We start from the raw sequence: 22,418 nt of genomic DNA on the forward strand, positions 1-22,418 counted from the left end.
TCACCCCCCGTCCGGGGTGCCGGCCCTGACCCGCCGGGCCACGTCGCGCAGCTTGAGGTTGTGGTCCTGGGAGAGGCGCCGCAGCACACCGAAGGCCTCGTCCTCGCTCAGCTCATGGCGTTCCATCAGGATCCCCATGGCCTCGCCGATGGCGTGCCGGGTCTCCAGCGCGTGCTCCAGCTGGTCCACGGTGCGGGCCGTGGCCAGCGCCACCGCGGCGTGCGAGGCGAGCAGCCAGCCCGCGGCCTCGATGTCCTCGCCGAACGCCCCGGGACGGCGCGAATAGAGGTTCAGGGCACCGAAGTCCTCCTCGTGGGTGTACAGCAGGACACCGGTCATGCTGCCGATCCCGAGGTCACGGGCCGCCCGGCTGTACCGGGGCCAGGCCGGCTGCGGCCGGCTCATGTCGGCGATCCGGAACAGCCGCTGCCCGTCCACGCGACGTGCGGCGTCGAAGCACGGCCCCTCGCCGAACTCGCCCTGCAACCGGTCCGACTCCGCGACCATGTCACCGCACAGCGCCAGAGTCACCGACCGGCCCTTCGAGACGGCCAGGATGCCGGCGGCGTCACAGCCGTCGATCAGCTGCACCGCCGAGGACGAGATCGCGTCCAGCGTCGCCTGGACCGAATCCTGCCCGGCCAGGTCTCGGGCGAGCCACGCCATCTGCTCGGCGTACCGCTGCCACTCCACCGCAACCACCGCCCTGCTCGCCGGTCGAGACCACCGTACTCCGGGCCGCTTCGCACGGCCGTCCACCCGTCCCGGCGCCCCCGCCCGGGCGTCGAAAACGCGATCACCGGTACGCCGTGAGCAGCAGAGCCACGTCGTCCGGCCGCTCCCGGGCCTGCCGGGCCGTGCCCACCAGCCGGTCGGCGAGGTGCTCCACCGAGTCCGCCGGGGTCTGCGACAGACGGCGCCGGACCGCGTCGATGCCCGACTCGATGTCGCTGCCGGGCCGCTCGACCAGCCCGTCGGTGTACAGGGCGAGCACGCTGCCGGGGGCCAGGGTGAGCGCCGTGACGGGGTATTCCGAGTCGGGCTGCACGCCCAGCATCACGCCGCCCGCGAGATCCAGCGTCTCGGCTCGCCCGTCGGGGTGGCGCAGCAGCGGCGGGGGATGGCCGGCCCGCACGGCGAGGGCCCGTCCGGTGGCCGGGTCGAGCTCGATGTAGCAGCAGGTGGCGAAGACGTCCGACTCCAGCTCGCTCAGCAGCCGGTTGGTGTGCGTGATGACCTCCTGCGGCGGACGCTCGCTCGCCGCGAAGGCGTGCACCGCGCTGCGCAGCTGCCCCATCACCGCGGCGGCGCCGACACTGTGGCCTTCGACGTCCCCGATGACCAGAGCCACGCCCCGTCCGGTGGTGATCACGTCGTACCAGTCGCCGCCGATCGCCATGCCCTGCGTGCCGGGCAGATAGCGGCCGGTGGTGCGCAGGCCCTCGACGCGGGGCAGCCGGTGCGGCAGGAGCCCCTCCTGGAGACCGCGGGCGACGGCGGACTCCGCGTCGTACAGCCGCGCCCGTTCCATCGCCTGGGCGGCCAGGCCGCTCAGCGCGGTGAGGGCGGACCGCTCGTCGGGGGTGAACCGGTGCGGGGCGTCCCAGCCGAGGATGCAGGAACCGACGGAACGGCCGGAGGCGATCAGCGGCAGGAACGACCAGGCCTGCATGCGGTCCAGGGTGATGCCCGGATAGGCGAGCGACAGCTCCTCCGGCGACTCGAAGAACAGGGGGAGCCGCGTGGTCAGCGCGTGGACGCCGGGCAGGTGCGTATCGAGGGTGACGCCCTCGAACGGGGTGAGGAAGCCCTCCGGGTAGCCCGACTCCCACAGCAGGTACATCCGGCCGTCCCGGACGGTGTAGAGGGCCAGTTCCCGGGCGCCGAACGGGGGCAGCAACTGCTCCGACACGGCCCGGCAGACGTCCAGCACGGTGACCGCCTCGGTGAGCACGCTCGCCATCTGCACGACGTGGTAGAGCGCCCCGGCCCGCGCGGCCGCCACCGGTGCGGGCGGTGGCACGGGGACGCCGAGATCCCCGGCGGTGTCGGAGCCGGCTTCCGTTCCCTGCCCGGCGCCGGTGGGCGGCCCGGTCGGGGAGACCCGGCCGGTCAGCCCGTGCACGTCCGGGTAGAGCACGAAACCCAGCCAGTTCCCGTCGGGCCGCCGGACCAGGAACGACACCTGCTCCTGCGACAGCATCGCCGCCCGGTAGCGGTCCTCGTAGGCAGGATCGCGCAGCCAGGTGACGACCTCCCACGGGTAGTGACCGAAGAGATCCTCCCGGCCGCAGCCGAGCAGTTCCTCGCAGCGGCGGTTGGCGTAGGTGAGCCGCCCGTCCTGGTCCAGCGAGAAGATCCCGTCGGGCAGCCGCTCGGCCGCCTCCGCCGCGGTGAGGCCGCCGCCCGCGTCGACGAGGGCGCCCACCAGGATCCGCGAGGAGCCGGCCCCGCCCTGCACGAGGTGGCCCCACAGTTCTACCGGCCGGTAGCCGGTCTGCTCCTCGCCCCGGGACTCGTCGCGCACCCGGAAGTGCCGGGACCTGACGCGGCCGGACCTCAGCGCGTCGTGCCGGCTCTCGCGCAGTTCGTGCAGGTCGTCGGGGCTGACACGGGCCTCGACGTCCGCGATGGTGCCGCCGTAGGCCGCCCGGTCGAGACCGAGGAGTGCGAGGGCGTCGTCGTCCGCGGTGCAGCGGTCGCTGTCCAGGTCCCAGTCGATGAGCCCGACCCGGACCGGGTGGGCGGCCGAGGTGGGCAGCCGCACACTGACCGGCTCGTCGTCGTACTCGACGGGGTGCGCGGCGGAGTCCGGGTCCGGCCGGCCCGCGACGAGGCGGTCGAGGCGTTCCTCCATGGCCCGCTCGGCGGGGCGCAGCGCGAGGGCGACCGCTTCCTCGTCCATCGGTGTCCGGGCCGCCGAGCGCAGCACGACCAGGACCCCGACCGCCTCGCCGCCGGTCCGGACGGGCTGGTAGGCGGAGCCGAAGGAGTAGGGGAGCCCGGCGGTGAAGTGCGGGAAGCGCACCATCATGGCGCGCTCGTCGGCAAGCCACAGCGTCTCGTCGCGGCGGTAGGCCTCCGCCATGGGCAGGGCACCGCCCACGGGCACCCGCCACCAGCTCCTGAGCAGCGAGCGGGGCACCCCGCTGACCATCGCGAGCACCAGCGAGCGCCGGTCGCCGGAGCGCAGGTAGACCAGGCCGCCGTAACCGTCCAGGTCCCGCACGGCTTCCACGAGCGGGACCGTCAGGGCGTCCTCGATCCGGCCGGTGTCCTCGCCCGGTACCCGGCCCTCAGCCCCGTCCCGGCTCCGGCCGGCGGCGGACCGCGGCCTGCCGGGTACGGCGGCTGTCTCATCCATGTCGCGTCCTCCCGGTACGGACGCACCGGACCCCATCGCTTCCCACCAGGATGTGCCATGGTCGGCGCTACGGCACGGTAAGTGCAACCTTTCGGCCGTCCCGGCCGTCTCATCCTGCATCAGCCACATGCAAGCCTCGGGGGCGGCAATGGTACGAATCAGCAGAGCATGCGCAACTCTCGCGCTCGTGGGAGCCACGATGGGTGTGGCGGCGGTCCCGGCCGGTGCCGCACCGGCCGTCGGACAGCTGTCCACCGCACGGACGGCGGCGTGTCCGACCGGCTGGGGAAGCCTCGCCAAGACCGGCGCCGGCGCCACCGTCGCACCCATGACCGATGTCAGGACCGGTCGTCACACCTGCTTCGACCGGATGGTGATCGACGTGCCCGGCGCGGGCAGCGGCGTCGGCTACAGCGTCCGGTACGTCGACCGGCTCTACCAGGACGGCTCCGGCCGCTACATCCCCGTCGCGGGCGGTGCCGTACTCGAGGTGCGGGTGTCCGCGCCCGCCTACGACCCGGAGACCGGCGCGGCCACCTATCCCGGCCGGGTGGCGCAGCCCCTGCCGGGCGTGAACCTCACCGGGTACCGCACCTTCCGGGACACCAGGTTCGCCGGCAGCTTCGAGGGGGACACCCAGATCGGTCTGGGAGTCCGCGCGCGGCTGCCCTTCCGGGTCCAGCAGCTGGACGACCGCGTCGTCGTGGACGTCGCCCACAGCTGGAACGCCACGAGCTGACCGGCCGACCCGGCGCCCGGCTCCACGGGGCCGGGCGCCCCTGTTGCCGAGCCGGGGCCGGGCCGTCCGGCCCGGCCTCACCCACCGCGCAAGCGGCCCAGTTCCTCCAGCGTCCGGGCCGCCGCACCCGCCAGGCGGGGCCGGCCGCGGACGAAGCGACGGGCGGCCCGGGCGGGCTCGCGACCCAGCCAGTGGACGGCTCCACCGGGCACCGGCCGCACCACCGCTCCCTCGTACACCCGCAGGTCGCGAGTCTTGAGCGACTCCTTGTAGCGGGCCGGGCCGCTGCCCAGGTCGACGGTCCCGATGCCGTCGGCCGCCGCGGCCTGCAGCATCCGCAGCTGCAGCATGAGCCCGGGGGAGTACTTGGCGTACGCCCGGTCGTACGCCGGGAACCACCAGGACAGCACCCTGCGCGAGCGCAGCCCCAGGTGCGCGGCGACCGGCCGTCCGGCGGCGTACAGCACGGACAGCACGCCGCGGCACTCCGGCTCCTCGCTCTCACCGAGCAGCCCCACCAGCCGCGTGATCCACTCCTGAGCGAAACGGTCCCGGCGGCCGGTCCGCCGGTACTGCGCCGACTTCCACCCCATCAGCGCCCGCAACGCCCCCGGGTCCCGGGCGTCGTACACGAACCGCACCTCGCCGACCTGCCGGGCCAGCCTGCGCTCCTTGGCCAGGGTCTGCCTGAGGAAGCCCGGCGACCGCGCCCGCAGGTGGTCCGTGTACGCCGCGAACCCCTCGCCGAGGTCGACGACGGGGGAGGCGAGCTCCTCCACCGCGTGCGGCTCGAACACCCCCTGACCGGCCTCCAGGTTGTCGAACTCGAAGGACGACAGCCCGCACACCCGCAGCAACCGCCGGGCGTCCGGTCTGATCCCCGGGCGTAACACGGCTCCCTGACTGTCGGACACCCCCAGCCCGACGGCCCGGCCCCGGCCCAACGCCCCCACCTCGTACGGGAAGAACCCCACCGGGGCTCCGTCGTCCTGCAGCACCGCCACGCGGGCTCCCGGTCTGACCCGCCCCACCGCCACGGTGAAGGCCGGGTCGAGAAAGGGATTCGCCGGTGCGCCGGACTCCGTGCGGATCTCCCGCCACATCTTCTGCTCGCTCGGGCCGAGTTCGTCCGGCCGCAGAACGAGAACGCGCTTTCCAGGCAACTGTGCCTCCTGTGTCATCGGCATGGGGACACACGAAGGCCTGCACATCACCGCGACGCGGCGCCCGGGCAGTACTCAGGCCGCGCGGGGCAGGCCCTGGGCGTACTGCCGTCTCTCAGCAGCGAAGCTGCAACCGTGCGGCGCTCGGGGCGGATGCCGCCGCCTCCGGACAGACGGCCGTTCCCGCCGCACGGGGCTCCGTGCCGCTGCGGCCCGCCACGGCCGCCCCGGTCATCGCCGGGCCGACGCTCGCCGCCCCCGCTCCCCGCGGCGTGCGTGCCGCCGGGTACCGGACCGACGGCTCGTCCTCACACGGACACGGCTCTTCCGCGCCCTCGGCCCCGTCGCTCGGGGCGGCGTCGGGAAGCGTCGTGTGCACCTCTGCCGTGACCGCGGCTGCCGGGCGTCCCTGACCCGCGAGTCCGGGGACGACGAGGTGCAGCAACAGCAGGCAGGCCGTCAGACCCACCACCGCTGCCCAACGTCGCCGCACCATCAGACCCCTGACCTGCGTTCCGGCGGGGGAGTACGGAGTTGACTCGCCCTCAGGGGCCGGCACCGGACCAGACCCCCGACACGGCCGGCTGCGCTTCCAGTAGGCCGAGCCCGGCTCCGCCCCGTCAAGCCCTGGTGTGACGATTCGTCCCTCTCGGCCGGTTGCCGCCGGAAATCCAACGGAAGGGGCAGCCGGCCGAGGGGCGTTCAGTCGCCGACGCTCAGCACCTCGCCCGGCTTCGGGGCCCACAGGTTCAGCAACTCGTCGAAACCGCGGAACGTCGTGCACGGTCTTCGGCAGCTACGGTTCACCCTCGTCGGCCACGTAGAACGTGCCGGCCGACGATCAGCCCGGGGAGCTCACCCGCCCGTCGCGTCGGCCCGGGTCTCGTGGACCAGCTCGATCGCCCGGCCCAGCGTGTCGAGCCGGTCGTCGAGGGTGTCCCCGGCCGGGTACAGACGGACCGTGTCCACTCCGGCGTCGCACCAGACGCGCAGGCGCCGCCGCACCATCTCCTCCGTGCCGATGAGCGTCGTGGCCAGCACCATCTCGTCGGTGACGAGCCCGGTCGCGCCCTCGCGGTCACCCGCCTGCCAGCGCCGGCGGACCTCCGCCGCCACCTCGGCCCACCCCTGCCGGCTGTAGGCCCGGTTGTAGAAGTTGGTCGACGCGGACCCCATGCCGCCCAGACTGAAGGCGAGTTCCTTCTTCCGGTCCGCGACCATGGCGGCCAGCGCCTCCTCGTCCCGGGCGAACGCGACCTCGGCGCCCTGGCAGACGTCGATGCCGGCGCGGTCACGGCCTGCGGCGGCCAGCCCCTCGTCCAGGGGAGCGAAGTACGCCTCGCCGGCGCCCTCGGGGACGAAGCTGGTGCCGAGCCAGCCGTCCGCGACCTGGCCGGTCAGCCGCAGCATGGCGGGCGACAGCGCCGCCAGATAGACGGGGACGGAGTGCTCGGCACGCATGGACAGGCGCATCGGGACCGCCTCCCCGCCGGGCAGCGGAATGCCGAACTCCGAACCGGAGTAGGCGACTTTGCCGCCCGCGACCACCTGACGCAGAATCTCCACCGTCTCGCGCACCCGCGCCAGGGGACGGGCGAACGGCACCCCGTGCAGGCCCTCCATCACCTGCGGGCCGGACGGACCCAGCCCGAGCAGGAACCGCCCGCCGGACAGGTTCGACAGGGTGATCGCCGTCTGTGCCAGGGCGACCGGCGTGCGCGTGCCGACCTGCATGACCCCGGAGCCGAGCAGCATGCGCTCCGTGCGGGCCGCGTAGAAGCCCAGCGCGGAGGGGGCGTCGGAACCCCAGGCCTCGGCCACCCAGCAGACGTCGAGCCCCAGCTTCTCCGCCTCCACCACGAAGTCGGCCTGCCGGGACCAGGAACCCAGGGCCGCCGCCTCGACGGTCGTCGCCGCCCGCATCACGCCTCCACCCGCTGCTTGATCTGCTCCAGCGTCACGGTCATGCCGCGCTCGAACTCCCGCAGCCGGACGAACACGATCTTCTGCTCCTTCTCCGGCATGGCGTCGATCGCGAACGACAGGCCCGATCGCCCCGGCCCCATCCGCATCCACTGCGACAGCTCGGTGCCGCCGTCCCTGGGTTCCAGCTCGAACCGCCACACGGCGCTGGGCTCCGCCGGATCCCCGACCGCCCAGGCGAACACCCGCTCCGCCTCGCAGGCCACCACCGTCGAGACCGTCTCCCACTCGCCGAACCGCTCGTGCCTGCTCCGGCCGACGAACCGGGCCCCGACGGCCGGCCCGGACGCGTCCCCGGCCCACCGCGCGGACTGCAGCTCCTCACTCATCTCGGGCATCCGCGTCACATCCGACACCAGTGCCCACACCCTCCCCGGCGGAGCGGCGACCCACGTCGTCACCTCGACCGTCGGTTGGTCCGCGTACCGCGCGCCCGTCCACTCCATCGTGTGCCGGCCTCCTCGTCGACAGTGATTGCCGAAACAGAGTTGCGTAATAAGACTGAACAGGTCAAGGTCGAAAATGCGGAAGGGGGATGAGGGGGCCGGCCGATCCGGGCCGGTGTGCGGGACCGCGCCTTCGGGGCCGCGTACGCTACCGATGGCTCAGCCCCGGGGATCTTCACGTCCTGCGTGCCCCACGGCGGCGGAGTCGTCCGGGACGGCGGTGGCGGAGCCGACGTGCCGACGGGCACCATGGTCGCGGCGGGACGCGGTCTCGGAGTCGGTCCGCGCCGGCCTTCGAGCGGAGGGACGAGATGGGATCGGCGATGGACGAGCGGTTTCACCGCCGGCAGAGGTGGGCCGCCCGGGGCGCCCTGGCGGCGGCAGCGCTGGCGGCCCTGCTGCCGCTCGTCTCCGGCGGCCTGCGGGGTCTGCTCCTGCTCGTGGCGGGCCTCGCGGGCCTGGCCGTGACCGCCGCGGCACTCTGGTGGGTGCTGTCGCGCCGCGGAGTCATCCGGATCGCGTCGGCCGCGCTGGCCGTCCTCGCGCCCGTCGGCCTCATCACCCTCTTCGCCACCGCCAATCTGCTCTGGGTGGTCTTCCTGTCGCTGCTCCTGTGGTGCGGGGCGGTCTGGAGCGGCCGCTACGCCCTGCGCAGCACGGGCCTGCGGACCGTACGCGTGAAGGAGTACCGCACACCGCCGCCCCTGCGCCCCTTCCTGCTGCTCAACCCGCGCTCCGGCGGCGGCAAGGTGGAGAAGTTCAACCTCCGGGAGAAGGCCGAGTCCCTGGGCGCCCAGGTCGTGCTGCTCGACCCCGACCAGCACCAGGACGTCACCGCCCTGGCCAAAGCCGCCGTGGCCGACGGAGCCGACCTCCTGGGCGTCGCGGGCGGCGACGGCACCCAGGCCTTGGTCGCCGCCGTCGCCGCGGAACACGGACTGCCGTTCCTCGTCATCGCCGCCGGTACGCGCAACCACTTCGCCATGGACCTGGGCCTGGACCGCGACGACCCCGCCGCCTGCCTCGACGCCCTCACCGACGGCGTCGAACTCCGCGTCGACCTCGGGTTCGCCGACGACCGGCCCTTCGTCAACAACGCCTCGTTCGGTGTGTACGGGGCCGTCGTGCAGAGCCCCGGGTACCGCGAGGGCAAGGTCGGCGCCGCCCTGGACCTGCTGCCCGACCTGCTCACCCGGCAGAGCGGCCCGCGTCTGACGGCCACCGCCGACGGCACCACCGTCGTCGACCCGCAGGCGATCCTGGTCAGCAACAACGCCTACCGCATGGACGACCCCTTCGGCTTCGGCCGTCGCGAGCGGCTCAACTCGGGGCGGCTCGGGGTGCTCGCCGTCCGGGTGGACAGTGCCGTGGAGGCGGCCGAACTCCTGCTGTCCCCGCGCCCGGAGGGCCTCACGGTGCTCACCGCCCAGCGCGTCGTCGTCGATGCCGACGCGCCGGAGCTGGAGGTCGGCCTCGACGGCGAGGCGCTCGTCATGCCCGCCCCGGTCCGCTGCCGCATCGCACGCCGCGCCCTGCGGGTCCGGGTGCCGCGCGACCGTCCGGGGGTCCCTGAGGCACCACCTCGCCTCGACTGGCGGCGGCTGCGGAAACTGGCGGCGGCGGTCGGCCGCACCGCCGTACCCGCGCGTTCCCGGCGCACCTGAGCGCCGGCCGGGCCCGCACGCAGGAGGTCCCCCACGCTGTGTCGCGTGGGGGACCTCCTGCGTGCGGGCTGCCGGTCAGGCGTCCTTCGGTCCGGCCTGCTGCACGACCTCGAAGGACCACAGAGTCGAGCCGCTCGCCGCCGGCTTCGGCCGTTCGCCGCCCTCGCCGCCGCCCTGGTGTGCGCTCTTCATCGGCCCCTCCATCCACGCCTGGAAGGACTCCTCGTCGCGCCACCGGGTGTAGACGAGGTAGGTGTCGGTTCCTTCCACCGGGCGGAGCAGCTCGAACCACTCGAACCCGTCGGAGTTCTCCACGGCGTGCGCCCGGGAGGCGAAGCGCTTCTCCAGCGTCTCCCGCTGCTCGGCGGGCACGGTCAGCACATTGATCTTGACTACGCTCATGGGCCCATCTTGCCCGATGGCCCGGTTGCGCCGACGTCAGCATGGTTCTGAGCGCGTTCACAACAGATCGCCCTGCGCGCCGCCATGGTGACGAGCCCGGACCGGGAAGGGGTCTTCGACGTCCTGCTGCGGCCGGCCCGGCTCGGTCTCGGCGGCCCGGTCGGCGGCGGCGCCCAGTACGTGTCCTGGATCCACGACCGCGACGTCGCCCGGGCGATCGAGTTCCTCGTCGCCCGGGACGACATCACCGACCCGGTCAATCTCGCCGCCCCCGGGCCCGGCCGCGGCGCGCCTTCATGCGCGACCTGCGCACGGCGTGGGGCGTCCCGGTCGGTCTGCCCGCGACGCGCTGGAGGGCGGAGATCGGCGCCTTCGTCCTGCGTTCGGACACCGAGCTGCTGAAGAGCCGACGGGTCGTCCCCGGCCGCCTGCTCGGCGAGGGCTTCGTCTTCGAGCGCCCCGACCGGCCGCAGGCCGCGGACGACCTCGTGCGGCGCCTGCGCCAACGCCCGGCGCGGTGACCGCGGGTCAGTTCTGCCGGTCGCCCTGCTCTAGGGCCTTGCCGGTCATGTCGGTGACCTGCCCGGCCGGCGGTTCGTCCGCCTCCACCTCGGTGCCGAAGTCGGTGAAGTCCATGACCGTGTGCACCGTGACCTTCTCGGGCGTGGGCGAGGCATCGGGGGAGGAGCGCTGCGTCGTCTCCGGGGCCTTGACGGTCATGTCGATCTGCTGACGGCGCATCCGGCCTTCGTCGTCCAGCCAGACGTCCATCGGCAGGGCCGGACCGACCTGCTTGCGCAGGGTGTCGCCGTTCGGCAGGTCGTCCACGTCCACGGAGACGCGGTAGTGGGTGGTCCGCACCCCGTTGACCGTGGCCTTCCCCTTCTCGGTCACGTCCTTGTCGGTGATCGCCCTGGCATAGGCCGCGGACTGCGCCGGATCGCTCATGGACCGGTCCCCGGCGCCCTGCCGTTCCCCGCCCTGCCCATCGAACCAGCTCCTCTCCGGTGTGTGTGGTGCGGCCCAAGTGCCCGAACCGCACGTGAACACACCTGTGTGTCCCAGGAGTTGGTGCCGGGCGGCACGAGCGGACCCGGTCAGTGGCGGCCCCTGAGCTTGCCGAGCAGGCGCTGGGCCTGGGCCCGCTTGCGGGGGTCGGCCGCGGCCCGGCGTGCCTGTTCGGCGGCCCGCCGCCCCTGCGGACTGCGGGCGAACTCCTTGATGCGGTTCAGCATTCCGGCCATGACGCACCTTCCTTCCTGTCGTGATGTGCACGTGCCTGCCATGCGCGTACCCTGCGATGACGGGCTCAGGCACGCCTCGCCCCGGCGGGTGCGTGAGGCGAATGTGTTTGCCGCCGGAGTCAGAGGCAAGTCGGTGTCCATGACTGAAGAGAACAAGCGGACGAATCAGAAGGCGTCGACCGTGCGGACCGCCGAGTCCAAGGCCCGCGGCACGGCGGACAAGGCCACCGCGCCGGCGTCCCAGGCGGCCAAGGGCGCCGCGGGCAAGGCCGGTGAGGCGGCGTCAGCCGCCAAGTCGGGCGCCGAGCGCTCTGCCGAGACGGCCAAGTCCGCCGCCGGACGCTCCGCCGAGACGGCCAAGTCGGCGGCGCAGACGGCGGCCAAGGGCGTCGAGGCGGGCCGCCAGGCGGTCGTCACCGCCTCCGGCCACGTCGCCACCACGGCGAAGACGGCCTGGACGGTCATCGCCCATCGCAAGCTCGTGGCCGCGGGCGTCGGAGCGGGCCTCACCGCGCTGAGCGCCGCGTCCTACGCCGTCGGACGCCGCGCGGAACGCGGCGCGCACGGCCCCCTGACCCGGCTCACCGGCGGCCGGATCTAGCACGGGCGGCGCGAGGACGTGCCGGTCCGAGGGAGCAGGCGGCGCGACGCGCCACCGGGTACCCCGGTGGTCCGTGGCGCCGCCCCCTCGTGCGCGTGCCGGCACACCGCGGTGGTGAGATCTCCGCGGACGTGCCGAAGGGGGAGCGCACCCCCAGCCCGGAGCGGCGCACGTGGTCTGGCGCACATCCGCCCCTGACCGGGGCGTGCCCCTCGCGCGGCCCCGCCGTCACGAGAAAGGATGGGACCGCACACGAAGGATCAACCATGCGGAGGAGCGGGCCCATGCAGCACGAGCGAGCGGGAAGTCCGGCCGGACCCGAGGATCTCGTCGATGTCGCTCGGCTGGTCACCGCGTACTACGCGCGCCGCCCCGACCCGGACGACCCGGGGCAGCGTGTCACGTTCGGGACCTCCGGACACCGGGGCTCGTCCCTGGCGAGCGCGTTCAACGACGACCACATCGCCGCGACCAGCCAGGCCATCTGCGAGTACCGCGCAGGCCAGGGCATCGACGGCCCCCTCTTCCTGGGCGCCGACACCCACGCCCTGTCGGAGCCGGCGCGCGTGACCGCCCTGGAGGTGTTCGCCGCCAACGAGGTGACCGTCCTGATCGACGACGCCGACGGCTACACGCCGACCCCGGCCGTCTCGCACGCCATCCTCACCCACAACCGCGGGCGCACCACCGGTCTCGCGGACGGCGTCGTCGTCACGCCCTCGCACAACCCGCCCGCCGACGGAGGGTTCAAGTACAACCCGCCCAGCGGCGGCCCCGCCGCCTCCGACGCGACCTCCTGGATCCAGGACCGGGCGAACGAGATCATCCGCGGCGGCCTGAAGGACGTACGGCGCGTCTCCTACGCCCGTGCCCTCGCCGCCCCCACCACCGGCCGCTACGACTTCCTCGGCACGTACGTCGCCGATCTGCCGGACGTCCTCGACCTGGACGCGATCCGCTCGGCCGGGATCCGGATCGGCGCCGATCCGCTCGGCGGCGCGTCGGTCGCCTACTGGGGCCGTATCGCCGAGCAGCACGGCCTCGACCTGACCGTGGTCAACCCGCACACCGATCCCACCTGGCGGTTCATGACGCTGGACTGGGACGGCAAGATCCGCATGGACTGCTCGTCGCCGTACGCGATGGCCTCGCTCATCGGGCAGCGCGACCGCTTCCAGATCTCCACCGGCAACGACGCCGACGCCGACCGGCACGGCATCGTCACCCCGGACGCGGGTCTGATGAACCCTAACCACTACCTGGCCGTGGCGATCTCCTACCTGTACGCCCACCGCGACCGCTGGCCGGCCACCACCGGCATCGGCAAGACCCTGGTCTCCTCCGCCATGATCGACCGGGTCGCGGCCGATCTGGGCCGCGAGCTGGTCGAGGTGCCCGTCGGCTTCAAGTGGTTCGTGGACGGGCTGGCCGGTGGCACGATCGGCTTCGGCGGGGAGGAGTCCGCGGGCGCCTCCTTCCTGCGCCGGGACGGCTCCGTGTGGACCACCGACAAGGACGGCATCCTGCTGGCCCTGCTGGCCTCCGAAATCACCGCCGTCACCGGGAAGACCCCCTCCGAGCACTACGCCGCGCTGACCGCGCGCTTCGGGGAACCGGCGTACGCGCGCATCGACGCGCCCGCCTCCCGCGAGGAGAAGGCCCTGCTGGCCAAGCTCTCCCCGGCCCAGGTCAGCGCCGACACCCTGGCCGGGGACGCGGTCACGGCGGTGCTCACCGAGGCCCCCGGCAACGGCGCCGCCATCGGCGGCATCAAGGTGACCACGGACAACGCCTGGTTCGCGGCCCGCCCCTCGGGCACCGAGGACGTCTACAAGATCTACGCCGAGTCGTTCCTCGGTCCGGACCACCTCGGGCGGGTCCAGGAGGAGGCCAAGTCCGTGGTGCTGACGGCCCTGTCCGGCTGACCGCGAGCACACCGCGGCCTGGGACCACCGCATGGGGCCCGGGCCGTCGGCGTCTCAGCCGCGCAGGCCGCGGGCGGGCAGCACGACGTGCACCGCCGAGGCCTCGCGTCCTCGTCGGACATGAGGAGCGACTGCTCGATGGCCTTCGACGTGCCCTCGGGACCGCTCGCATCCGTCCCGCCGTCACCCGACCGGACCAGCCCGCGCCGGGCTCTCCACACGAACGAGGGGCCCACGCCCCCGGTCTGCCCGCGATACAGGACACTGGGTGAAGATCCCACCGGGAAGGACCGACACGTGATCATCTTCGGCACCAAGGGTTACCTGTACCAGCTCGCGATACTGACGCTCGTGTGCGGCCAGTGCGGAAACCCCGCCGCGCACACGCTCAGGAAGCGCCTCACGAAGTTCACCCTGTTCTTCGTCCCGCTGTTCCCGATCTCCACGAAGTACCTGACGCAGTGCACCTTCTGCGGCGCGGAGCAGAGGGTGACCAAGGAGCAGGCGGAGCAGCTGCAGGCCCAGAGCGCGGGCGGCCCCAGCGGTCAGGCGTACGGGCAGCCGCAGCAGCACGACCGGTTCTGATCCCGGTGGCCGGACCGCTCCGGCACACGCCTCGACGCCGGCCGGCGGCTCCTCGCCGCCGCCGACACTTCGGCGGGCGTCGAAGCGTCCCGCCCGTAGCGTCCTGAGCCATGACGACCGACACCCACCTGGTGATCCAGCCGAGCATCCTCTACTTCGGCACGCCCGTGGTCCTGCTGACCACCGAGAACCCCGACGGCACCTTCAACCTCGCCCCCGTCTCCTCCGTATGGGCCCTGGGGCAGCACCTCGTCCTCGGCCTGGGCACTGAGAGTCAGACCGCGCGCAATCTCGCGGAACGCCCCGAACTCGTGGTCAACGTCGCCTCGCCCGAGCTCTGGGAGCACGTGGAACGCCTCGCACCGCTCACCGGAGCCCGCCCCGTGCCGGAGACCAAACGGTCCGTCTACCGGCACGAGCCGGACAAGTTCGCCGCGGCCGGGCTCACCCCGGCCGCCGCCGGCCTGGTGCGGCCCCCGCGTGTCGCCGAGTGCGCCCTGCAGTTGGAGGCCCGAGCCCGCGCGTTGACACCGGGCGGAGCGGGCCTCTTCGTCAGCGTGGAGTGCGAGGTGCTGCGCGTCCACGCCGCCGAACGGGTCGTCGTGCCCGGCACCCGGCACATCGACCCGGACCTGTGGAGCCCGCTGGTCTACAACTTCCGGCACTACCACGGCCTGGCCCCCGGTCTCGGCCACGGCTTCCGATCGGAAACGGCGCGGGCCACCGCACCCGCGCGGTGAACCGCTGCGCCGGTCGCTGATCGCTTGGGATGTGGCAACCGGAGGATCCCGGGTACTCGCCCCGCACGGGCCCGGACCTGTGTGGGCAGATGGGCCTCCTGCAGTCGATCAGTGAATACGGAGGCAGGTCAGATGAGCACCATCAAGGAAACCGTGGAAGTCGACGTCCCCGTCCACACCGCCTACAACCAGTGGACGCAGTTCGAGGAGTTCCCGAACTTCATGGAGGGCGTCGAGGAGGTCAGGCAGCTGGACGACCGCCACAACCACTGGACCACCAAGATCGGCGGGGTACGGCGCGAGTTCGACACCGAGATCGTCGACCAGCTGGCCGATGAGCGGGTCACCTGGCGCACGACCAGCGGGGACACCCATCAGAGGGGCTCAGTCCGCTTCGAGCGCCTGGACGACACCCACACCAGGGTGGAGCTCGTGATGGAAGTCGAGCCCAGCGGGGCCGTGGAGAAGGCCGCCGACATGATGGGCACCATCGACCGCCGCGTGAAGGGCGACATGAAGCGCTTCAAGCAGTACATCGAGGAGCGCGGAGTCGAATCGGGCGCCTGGCGCGGCCGCGTCGAGCCGGGCGGACCCGGCGGCGCCGGCCCCATCCTCTGACACCACCCGCGCACTGCCTGAACCCGGCCTCCCCGCTGAGGCCGGGTTCTTCTGTGCCCGCATGTCCGCCTCGGAGCGGGAAAGCGGGGAGTTTCGGCCAACGTAATGACATGCACCTGTCCATATCGGCCTCCCGGTGGCACGCTGCCCCCTGACCGTCCGCAGTGACACCCCTGCCTGACCGGGCGACAGGCTTCCCGCCGCCCGGCCCCCACAGCAGAAGGAGACCGCGTGATAGGCCGACCCCGCAGCCCGTACCCCTCCGGCGGCAGCCCCCGCGTCCGCCGTTCCGTCCTCGGCGCGCTCGCCGGCGTCGCCGCGCTCCTGGCGACCGGCGTCACCGCGGCACCGGCGGACGCCGCCCCGGACCCCGGCGTGGCGACCTCCTCGGCGCAGCAACGCGCCCTGGCCTTCTGGACCCCGCAGCGCATGCGCGAGGCCACCCCGCTCGACCTGCTGACCGTCGACCGCTCCGACGTACGGGCACCCGGGGTCCGCAAGGGCAAGGCGACGGTCGTCGCCCCCAGCGCACCCGCCTCCGCCATGGGACCCACGGCCTTCCCGCACGGCGGCGGGCCCTGGTCCGCCGGGGGAGCGGTGACCAAGACCGCGGGACGGGTGTTCTTCAGCTACCAGGGCCGCACCGCGTCCTGCTCCGGCAACGCCGTCACCAGCGCCAACAAGAGCACCGTGATCACCGCCGGGCACTGCGTGAAGCTGGAGGGCGCCTGGCACACCAACTGGGTGTTCGTACCGGGCTACCACGACGGGCAGCGCCCGTACGGCACGTGGACCGCGTCCAAAACCCTGTCCACCCCGCAGTGGACGGCCAGTGAGGACATCAACTACGACATCGGTGCGGCGGTCGTCGCCCCGCTGGACGGCAAGAAGCTCACGGACGTCGTCGGCGGCCAGGGCCTGGCCTTCAACACCGGCTACAACAAGGCGATGTACTCCTTCGGCTTCCCGGCCGCGGCACCGTACGACGGCGAGAAGTTCATCTACTGCAGCGGCACCACCACCCGCGACTTCCTGTTCTCCAACGACCACGGCCTGACCTGCAACATGACCGGCGGCTCCAGCGGGGGCCCGTGGTTCACCCAGTTCAGCGAGGCCACCGGCACCGGCCTGCAGTCCTCGGTGAACAGTTTCAAGTACAACTTCTTCCCGAACTCGATGTACGGCCCGTACTTCGGCGCGGACGCCCAGAACCTGTACCAGAGCGCCCAGTCGTCCTGATCCGCCGTCCCACCGGGAGCCGTCTCCCGCGCCACCGCACGGCGCGGGAGACGGCTTCGGTCGTTGCGTGAAGCGTCGGCCGGCCGCGCGCCGCCGGGCCGGAGCCGGGCGGATGCGACACACGGAGCACGAGTGGCCGGAATCCTGCGGGGAGGTGCGGGGCATGCACCGAGCGTTCGTCGACGCCCCACGAGGAGTGAAACCGGCCATCAAACGCTCCCGCGATGTCGCCCACCGGGCTCCCCCTCATCGGCCACGTCTTCCAACTCGCCCGCACCTCCCTGCCCTTCATCAGCTCCCTGCGCGACGACGGCCCCGTGGTCCGGATACGCATCGGCCCCACTCCCGCCTACGTGGTCACCGAGGGGACGGCACCGTGCGCTGTCCCGCTGCGGCAGCTCACCGGCGGCTCACTGGCCACCGCCCTGCGCCGCGCCACCGGCGACCCCCATCACCGCGGCCGCGCCCGGCAGTTGGCCCGCGCCCTGGCCGACGAGGAGGGCGTGGCCCCGGTGCCGGCCGCACTGGACCGCCTCACGGCGTGACCGGCCGCCGGCGCGACGGCCTGGCCCGCGGGGAACGGCGGTGCAGGCCGATCGCCAGGGGAGCGGCGGTGAACACCGAGGAGTACGTCCCGACGGCGAGCCCGACGAGCAGCGCCAGTGCGAAGTCCGTGAGCGAGGAACCGCCCAGCACCGCGAGGGCGGTGAGCATGAACGCCGCGCCCATGCCGGTGTTCACCGTGCGGGGCAGGGTCTGCAGGATCGCCTGGTTCACGACGCCGGGGAACGGCGCCCCGGGGCTGCGCCCGGCCAGCTCCCTGACCCGGTCGAAGAGGACCACGGAGTCGTTGACGGAGTAGCCGATGACGGTGAGCAGGGCCGCCAGGAACACTCCGTCGACGGGCTTGCCGAGCCAGGCGAACACCCCGAGCAGGATCACCACGTCGTGGACGAGCGCGACGACCGCGGCGGAGCCAAGCATCCAGCGGAAGCGAGCGGCGAGGTAGAGGAACTGTGCCCCCACGGCCACGGCGAGCGCGATCAGCGCGCCCCGGCGCAGCTCCTCGCCGAGGCTGGGGCCGATCAGTTCGTCACGGACCTTGTCCGCCCGGCCGTCGAGGTCGCGCAGGGCGCCGGTGACTTCCGCCTCTTCCGCGTCGGTCAGCGGCTCGGTCCGCACCGTCAGACCCGTGTCCCCCGAGGACTGCACGACCGCCTGCGGGAATCCGGCGTCGGCGAGGGCGGAACGGACCCGGCCGGGGTCGACGGGGCCGCTGGTGCGGTATTCGATGAGGCGGCCCCCGGTGAACTCCACACCGAGTGCGACGCCGCGCACCGCGATGCCCGAACCGGCCAGCACGAGCACGGCCGCGGACACGACGAGCCAGCGGCGCGGGCGGCGCATCAGGAAGGGGTTGCGGCGGGTGAGACGTTCACGGACCGCGCCGATGCCGGCGATGCCGGTGAGCCCGGGGCGGCGGCGTACGCCCGGTCGGCCCGCGGCGAACTCGGCCAGCACCCGGCTGACCACCAGGGCGCTGAACATGGAGGCGAGCACACCGATACCGAGGGTGACGCCGAAGCCGCGCACCGGCCCGGAGGCGAGGAAGAACAGCAGTGCGGCCGCGATCAGCGTGGTGACGTTGGAGTCGGCGATCGCGCTGAAGGCGTTGCGGAATCCGGCCGCGAGCGCCGAGCGGATGCTGGGCCGGCGGCGGGCGCCGTACTCCTCCCGCGCCCGCTCGAAGACCAGCACGTTGGCGTCCACGGCCATGCCGATGGCCAGGACGAATCCGGCGAGGCCCGGCAGCGTCAGCGTGGCGCCGAGGGCGGCCAGGGCGGCGTAGGAGATCAGGCCGTAGCAGGCCAGTGCGAGGGCGGCCAGACCCCCCATCAGCCGGTAGACGGCGATGATGAACAGCGAGGTCAGCACGGTGCCGATGGCCGCCGCCCAGGCACTTGCTGTGATGGCCTGCGCGCCGAGTGTCGGGCCGACCGTGCGCTGCTCGACGGTCTCGACGGGCACCGGCAGGGCCCCGCCGTTGATGAGCAGGGAGAGTTCGCGTGCCTCCTCGGGGCCGAAGGAGCCCGTGATCCTCGTCGCGCCGTCGCGGATGCCGGTGCCGCAGGCGAGGGACGGGTCGACCTGCGGGGAGGAGATGACCTTGTCGTCGAGGACGATGGCGACCCGCCGTGCCGGATCGCCCGGCGCCCGGCAGGCGGCCTCGCCGGTCAGACCGGCCCAGCCGGTCCGGCCGGAGCCTTCGAAGCCGACGGTGACGTGCCATCCGGCGCCGCCCTGCTGATCGAACAGGGCGTCGGCCTCCTTGACGTCCTCGCCGGTCAGGGAGGCGGGGCCGAGGCGCAGCGGGGTGCCGGACTCGTCGGGCAGGATGCGCTCCCGGGCCGGCTCGGGCCCGGGCCGGGAGGTGCGGTCGGCTCGGTCCGCGGTGCCGAGCACGGGGTGGAAGGTGAGCTGGGCGGTACGGCCCAGGACGTCGGCGGCTTTCTTCGGGTCCTGCACACCGGGCAGTTCGACGATGATCCGGTCGTCGCCGGAACGCACCAGCGTGGGTTCGGCGACGCCGAGCGCGTCGATGCGGCCGCGCAGCACCTCCAGGGTGCGGTCGGTGGCGGCGCGGTCCGCGTCGGCCGTGGGGGTGGAACGGGTCTCGAGGACGATCTGCGTGCCGCCGCGCAGGTCCAGACCGAGCCGGACGGGCACGGTGACGGCGACGTACAGGGACAGGGCGAGCACGGCGAGGGCGAGCAGCGCTCTCATCCGCAGGGAACGGTTCAACGGGGGCCTCCGGCAGGCACACCTCGACGGCGGCCGGCGTGGGCGGGCCGCGAGGCGGGGCGGGGTGAAAGGGGAACGTGCGTCAGGTGCCGGAGGACACCGGGGGCGCCCGGCCGCGGTCCTGGTCCACGGGGGGCTGTGCCGCGGGCGCGGGCCCGGCCGGTCGCGCGGACGGGCCGGTGAGCCGGAGAAGGGCGGTGTCCCTGGTCCGCCCGCACATGCCGGAGTGGCCGCAGGGGGCCGGGGGCCCGCCGTGCGGCTGCTCGGCGCGGGTGGCCGCCCGGACGGCACAGGCGACGATGCATCCGTCGTCGGCGCGCGTGGCGTCTGGGTGGAGCCGGTCCGCCGCCACAGGTGGACCGGAGACGCCCGCGCCCGAAGGGCCGGCCGGCGTGATGACGAAGCCGAGGGCGGCCAGCACCGCCACGACGACGACCGCCGGCAGCGCGGTGACGGGGGAGCGGTGCCGGGCGGCGCCGGGGACGGGCGCCGTGCGCGTGATCGGGTGCACCGTCCCCCTCTCCTCGTGATGTGCGAGCCGGGCGGCCGGCGGGTCAGGGCTCGATCAGCCCGGCGCGGATGGCGTAGCGGGTGAGGTCGAGACGGTCGCGCAGGCCGAGTTTCTGCAGCAGGTTGGCGCGGTGGCGCTGGACGGTCTTGATGCTGATGAACAGCAGGTCGGCGATCTCCTTCGACGAGTGGCCCTCGGCGACCAGCTTGAGGACCTCCTCCTCGCGGGGGGTGAGGATCTGATCCGGTGTCTCGTCGCCGTGGCGGGCCCGGTCGAGGTAGTTGCGGATCAGGGCGGTGACCGCGCCGGGGTACAGGAACGGCTCGTCGCGCATCGCGGCCCGGCAGGCGGCGACCAGGTCCCGGTCGGCGACGGACTTCAGCACATAGCCGCTCGCGCCGGCCTTCAGCGCCTGGAAGAAGTACTGCTCGTTGTCGTGCATGGTGAGCATCAGGATCCGCAGGCCGGGCTTGAGGCCGGCCAGTTCGCGCGCCGCCTGCAGACCGGTCAGGCGCGGCATGGCGATGTCGAGGACCGCCAGGTCGACCTCGCGGGTGCGGGCCAGCTCGATGGCCTCCGCCCCGTCACCGGCCTCGGCGACCACCTCCAGGTCGGGCTGCTGGTCGAGGATGAGCCGCACACCGCGCCGGACGAGTGCGTGGTCGTCGGCGAGCAGGATGCGGATCGTGCCCGGTCGGGCCGACGCGGGCGTGGTCGTGTCGGGCATGGTCAGGGCTGCTTCCTCACAACGGGCGCGGTGAGCTCCACCCGGGTGCCGGCCCGGGGCGCGGGGGTGATCTCGAGGCTGCCCCCGACGAGCAGGGCACGCTCGCGCATCCCGCGGATGCCGGCGCCTTCGCTCGGGGCCTCGATGCCGCTGCCGTCGTCGGTCACGGTCAGCACCACACGGTCTCCCGTCCCGCGGAGGGCGACGGTGACCCGGCCCGCGTCCGCGTGGCGGGCGACGTTGGTCAGCGACTCCTGGGCGACGCGGTAGAGGACCAGTTCCGTCTCCGGCTCCAGCGGGGGCAGGTCGGTGTCGAAGCGACGGGTCACCAGCAGCCGGGTATGGGTGGCGAAGTCCTCGCTGAGCGAGGTCAGCGCGCTCACCAGACCCAGGTCGTCCAGCACGCCCGGCCGCAGCCGGCGCACCAGCCGCCGCACCTCGTCCAGGCTCTCCCGGGTGATCTCCTGCAGCTCCTGCAACTCCTTGCGCAGCGGCTCCGGGGCGTCGTCCGCCGAGCGCTTGAGCCCCAGCAGGATCGCGGTCATGCTCTGGCCGACCTCGTCGTGCAACTCCTGCGCGATGCGGCGGCGTTCCCCCTCCTGTGCCAGCAGGGCGCGGGCGCTGCTGGCGACCCTCTCCTGCTCCAGCCGCTCCAGCATGGCGTTGAACGTCCGGATCAGCTCCGCGACACCGCCGCCGCCGGAAGCGGGCAGACGCTGGCCGGGCCGCAGCAGGTCCACGGTGGTCATCAGCTTCGTGAGCCGGTCCAGCGGGGCCAGGCCGAGCCGCAGCAGGGCGGCGTTCGCGACGAGCATGACGGCCAGACCGCCGACCAGGATGACCGCCTCGGTCAGCAGCACCGGCACGGAGACGGTCACCGGAGCCCACAGCAGAAGAGCCGTGGCCGTGCCCAGCACCACGGCGTTGAGGGCGAAAATCCGCCAGAACAAGGACACCGTCCCTGCGCCTCCCCTTCTACGACTTCGGTCTCACCTCCACTGTCGGGCATCGCGGAGCCCTCCGCGTTCGCGGCCCGGGCGCTCGAGCAAGCCTGTGACCAGGCTGCCGCCCGAACGCGGCCGCCGTCCATGGGACCTGACCCCCATTTCCCCGGGCACGCACCACCCAGAGCGCGGCCCCATGGGTCCTTCACCCCGGGGCAAATGGGTCGCGCGCCCGATGGGAATCCGCCGCGGCCCGGGCCAGGGTGGAGAGCACACGACCACCCGACAGCCGACGGCCCGGCGACGCCGCCGGGCCGCCCGCCGCGCATGACCGGACCTGCGGACACCCAGCATCCGTCGCCGAGAGAGGAACCGACCATGTCGCTCGACGTCACCCGGGCCGAGCCCCACCTCCACGAGGCCCGTCGGCGCCTGGAACACGCCCGCGCCTCCCGGCTGGCACAGCTGCGCGCCCTCGACGAGACCGGGCACAGCCCTGACGATCACCTGCTGGCCGCGCAGAGAGCCGCCATGGAACGGGCCCTCAAGGAGATCGAGGAAGCCTTCGCCCGGGTCGACGACGGCAGCTACGGGATCTGCGTGGCCTGCGCCAAGCCCGTTCCCGCGGAACGGCTCGAGATCCTCCCCTACACCCGCCACTGCGTCGCCTGCCAGCGCCGCACGGCCTGACCCGCCCGTACCGACCTCCTCCGCCCTGCCG

General features: G+C 73.3%; 22 protein-coding genes and 1 pseudogene. 11 read left to right on the top strand and 12 right to left on the bottom strand.

Annotated elements, in window-relative coordinates; translation table 11 throughout:
- Together ACFZDI_RS09460 and ACFZDI_RS09465 are read right to left on the bottom strand one after the other, a co-directional pair.
- A complete protein-coding gene (locus tag ACFZDI_RS09460; RefSeq protein WP_391248967.1) occupies window positions 1–693 on the bottom strand; it encodes an ANTAR domain-containing protein in 693 nt (230 codons plus the stop codon).
- Window positions 694–796: 103 nt separating this feature from the next.
- Window positions 797–3,364: a SpoIIE family protein phosphatase gene (locus tag ACFZDI_RS09465; RefSeq protein WP_391248969.1), complete on the bottom strand. Its 2,568-nt coding sequence runs from the start codon at window positions 3,362–3,364 to the stop codon at window positions 797–799.
- Window positions 3,365–3,512: 148 nt separating this feature from the next.
- Between ACFZDI_RS09465 and ACFZDI_RS09470 the strand changes: the two genes are divergently transcribed.
- Window positions 3,513–4,103, top strand: a complete 591-nt coding sequence (locus ACFZDI_RS09470) for a hypothetical protein (protein ID WP_391248971.1) — start codon at window positions 3,513–3,515, stop codon at window positions 4,101–4,103.
- 77 nt (window positions 4,104–4,180) lie between these two features.
- Here ACFZDI_RS09470 and ACFZDI_RS09475 read toward each other — a convergent pair whose 3' ends face one another.
- The 3 genes from ACFZDI_RS09475 to ACFZDI_RS09485 form a co-directional block, all read right to left on the bottom strand.
- Window positions 4,181–5,284: a GNAT family N-acetyltransferase gene (locus ACFZDI_RS09475; protein WP_391249521.1), complete on the bottom strand. Its 1,104-nt coding sequence runs from the start codon at window positions 5,282–5,284 to the stop codon at window positions 4,181–4,183.
- Window positions 5,285–6,121: 837 nt separating this feature from the next.
- The gene (locus ACFZDI_RS09480; RefSeq protein ID WP_391248973.1) at window positions 6,122–7,189 is read right to left on the bottom strand and encodes an LLM class flavin-dependent oxidoreductase; all 1,068 of its coding nucleotides are present in this window, start codon (window positions 7,187–7,189) and stop codon (window positions 6,122–6,124) included.
- Window positions 7,189–7,695, bottom strand: a complete 507-nt coding sequence (locus tag ACFZDI_RS09485) for an SRPBCC family protein (protein ID WP_391248975.1) — start codon at window positions 7,693–7,695, stop codon at window positions 7,189–7,191. Before ACFZDI_RS09485 ends, ACFZDI_RS09480 begins: the two co-directional genes overlap by 1 nt.
- A gap of 311 nt (window positions 7,696–8,006) precedes the next feature.
- Here ACFZDI_RS09485 and ACFZDI_RS09490 point away from each other — a divergent pair, with 311 nt between their 5' ends.
- On the top strand, window positions 8,007–9,359 hold the full coding sequence (locus ACFZDI_RS09490; protein ID WP_391248978.1) for a diacylglycerol kinase family protein: 1,353 nt from the start codon (window positions 8,007–8,009) through the stop codon (window positions 9,357–9,359).
- Window positions 9,360–9,434: 75 nt separating this feature from the next.
- On the opposite strand, the gene ACFZDI_RS09495 is transcribed toward ACFZDI_RS09490, so the two are convergent.
- Window positions 9,435–9,761 (bottom strand): antibiotic biosynthesis monooxygenase, encoded by a 327-nt coding sequence (locus ACFZDI_RS09495; protein WP_361111586.1) that lies wholly within the window; start codon window positions 9,759–9,761, stop codon window positions 9,435–9,437.
- A 57-nt stretch (window positions 9,762–9,818) separates the two neighbouring features.
- Here ACFZDI_RS09495 and ACFZDI_RS09500 point away from each other — a divergent pair.
- Window positions 9,819–10,282: pseudogene (locus ACFZDI_RS09500) on the top strand (DUF1731 domain-containing protein); the annotation flags it as partial.
- 7 nt (window positions 10,283–10,289) lie between these two features.
- Here the strand turns inward: ACFZDI_RS09500 and ACFZDI_RS09505 are convergent.
- Together ACFZDI_RS09505 and ACFZDI_RS09510 are read right to left on the bottom strand one after the other, a co-directional pair.
- Window positions 10,290–10,709 (bottom strand): hypothetical protein, encoded by a 420-nt coding sequence (locus ACFZDI_RS09505; RefSeq protein WP_391248980.1) that lies wholly within the window; start codon window positions 10,707–10,709, stop codon window positions 10,290–10,292.
- A gap of 149 nt (window positions 10,710–10,858) precedes the next feature.
- Window positions 10,859–11,005: a hypothetical protein gene (locus ACFZDI_RS09510; protein ID WP_234847805.1), complete on the bottom strand. Its 147-nt coding sequence runs from the start codon at window positions 11,003–11,005 to the stop codon at window positions 10,859–10,861.
- A gap of 139 nt (window positions 11,006–11,144) precedes the next feature.
- Between ACFZDI_RS09510 and ACFZDI_RS09515 the strand changes: the two genes are divergently transcribed.
- From ACFZDI_RS09515 to ACFZDI_RS09545, 7 genes are all read left to right on the top strand, one after another.
- The gene (locus ACFZDI_RS09515; RefSeq protein WP_391248982.1) at window positions 11,145–11,606 is read left to right on the top strand and encodes a hypothetical protein; all 462 of its coding nucleotides are present in this window, start codon (window positions 11,145–11,147) and stop codon (window positions 11,604–11,606) included.
- 284 nt (window positions 11,607–11,890) lie between these two features.
- On the top strand, window positions 11,891–13,531 hold the full coding sequence (gene pgm, locus ACFZDI_RS09520) for a phosphoglucomutase (alpha-D-glucose-1,6-bisphosphate-dependent) (protein WP_234847807.1): 1,641 nt from the start codon (window positions 11,891–11,893) through the stop codon (window positions 13,529–13,531).
- Window positions 13,532–13,828: 297 nt separating this feature from the next.
- Window positions 13,829–14,116: a zinc-ribbon domain-containing protein gene (locus ACFZDI_RS09525; protein WP_391248985.1), complete on the top strand. Its 288-nt coding sequence runs from the start codon at window positions 13,829–13,831 to the stop codon at window positions 14,114–14,116.
- Window positions 14,117–14,226: 110 nt separating this feature from the next.
- On the top strand, window positions 14,227–14,856 hold the full coding sequence (locus ACFZDI_RS09530) for a flavin reductase (RefSeq protein ID WP_391248987.1): 630 nt from the start codon (window positions 14,227–14,229) through the stop codon (window positions 14,854–14,856).
- A gap of 132 nt (window positions 14,857–14,988) precedes the next feature.
- Window positions 14,989–15,474: an SRPBCC family protein gene (locus ACFZDI_RS09535; RefSeq protein ID WP_234847810.1), complete on the top strand. Its 486-nt coding sequence runs from the start codon at window positions 14,989–14,991 to the stop codon at window positions 15,472–15,474.
- 231 nt (window positions 15,475–15,705) lie between these two features.
- The gene (locus tag ACFZDI_RS09540; RefSeq protein WP_391248989.1) at window positions 15,706–16,713 is read left to right on the top strand and encodes a trypsin-like serine peptidase; all 1,008 of its coding nucleotides are present in this window, start codon (window positions 15,706–15,708) and stop codon (window positions 16,711–16,713) included.
- Window positions 16,714–16,937: 224 nt separating this feature from the next.
- Entirely contained in the window at window positions 16,938–17,258 is a 321-nt protein-coding gene (locus tag ACFZDI_RS09545; RefSeq protein ID WP_391248991.1) for a hypothetical protein, read from the top strand.
- Here ACFZDI_RS09545 and secD read toward each other — a convergent pair.
- From secD to ACFZDI_RS09565, 4 genes are all read right to left on the bottom strand, one after another.
- Window positions 17,248–19,497: a protein translocase subunit SecD gene (gene secD, locus ACFZDI_RS09550; protein ID WP_391249523.1), complete on the bottom strand. Its 2,250-nt coding sequence runs from the start codon at window positions 19,495–19,497 to the stop codon at window positions 17,248–17,250. The two genes, ACFZDI_RS09545 and secD, sit on opposite strands and share 11 nt — an antisense overlap.
- Window positions 19,498–19,597: 100 nt before the next feature.
- The gene (locus ACFZDI_RS09555; RefSeq protein WP_391248994.1) at window positions 19,598–20,026 is read right to left on the bottom strand and encodes a hypothetical protein; all 429 of its coding nucleotides are present in this window, start codon (window positions 20,024–20,026) and stop codon (window positions 19,598–19,600) included.
- Window positions 20,027–20,069: 43 nt separating this feature from the next.
- Window positions 20,070–20,753 (bottom strand): response regulator, encoded by a 684-nt coding sequence (locus ACFZDI_RS09560; protein ID WP_391248996.1) that lies wholly within the window; start codon window positions 20,751–20,753, stop codon window positions 20,070–20,072.
- Window positions 20,754–20,755: 2 nt separating this feature from the next.
- Complete coding sequence (locus ACFZDI_RS09565; protein ID WP_391248998.1) at window positions 20,756–21,709, bottom strand: histidine kinase; 954 nt, start codon at window positions 21,707–21,709, stop codon at window positions 20,756–20,758.
- Between the two features lie 366 nt (window positions 21,710–22,075).
- On the opposite strand from ACFZDI_RS09565, the gene ACFZDI_RS09570 reads away from it, so the two are divergent.
- Window positions 22,076–22,387 carry a TraR/DksA C4-type zinc finger protein gene (locus ACFZDI_RS09570; RefSeq protein ID WP_234847816.1) on the top strand — a complete coding sequence of 104 codons (312 nt, stop codon included), beginning with the start codon at window positions 22,076–22,078 and terminating at the stop codon, window positions 22,385–22,387.
- The last annotated feature ends 31 nt before the right edge of the window (window positions 22,388–22,418 follow it).

Origin of the sequence: Streptomyces sp. NPDC007907, assembly GCF_042959365.1 — a bacterium.
GTDB lineage: Bacteria > Actinomycetota > Actinomycetes > Streptomycetales > Streptomycetaceae > Streptomyces > Streptomyces indiaensis.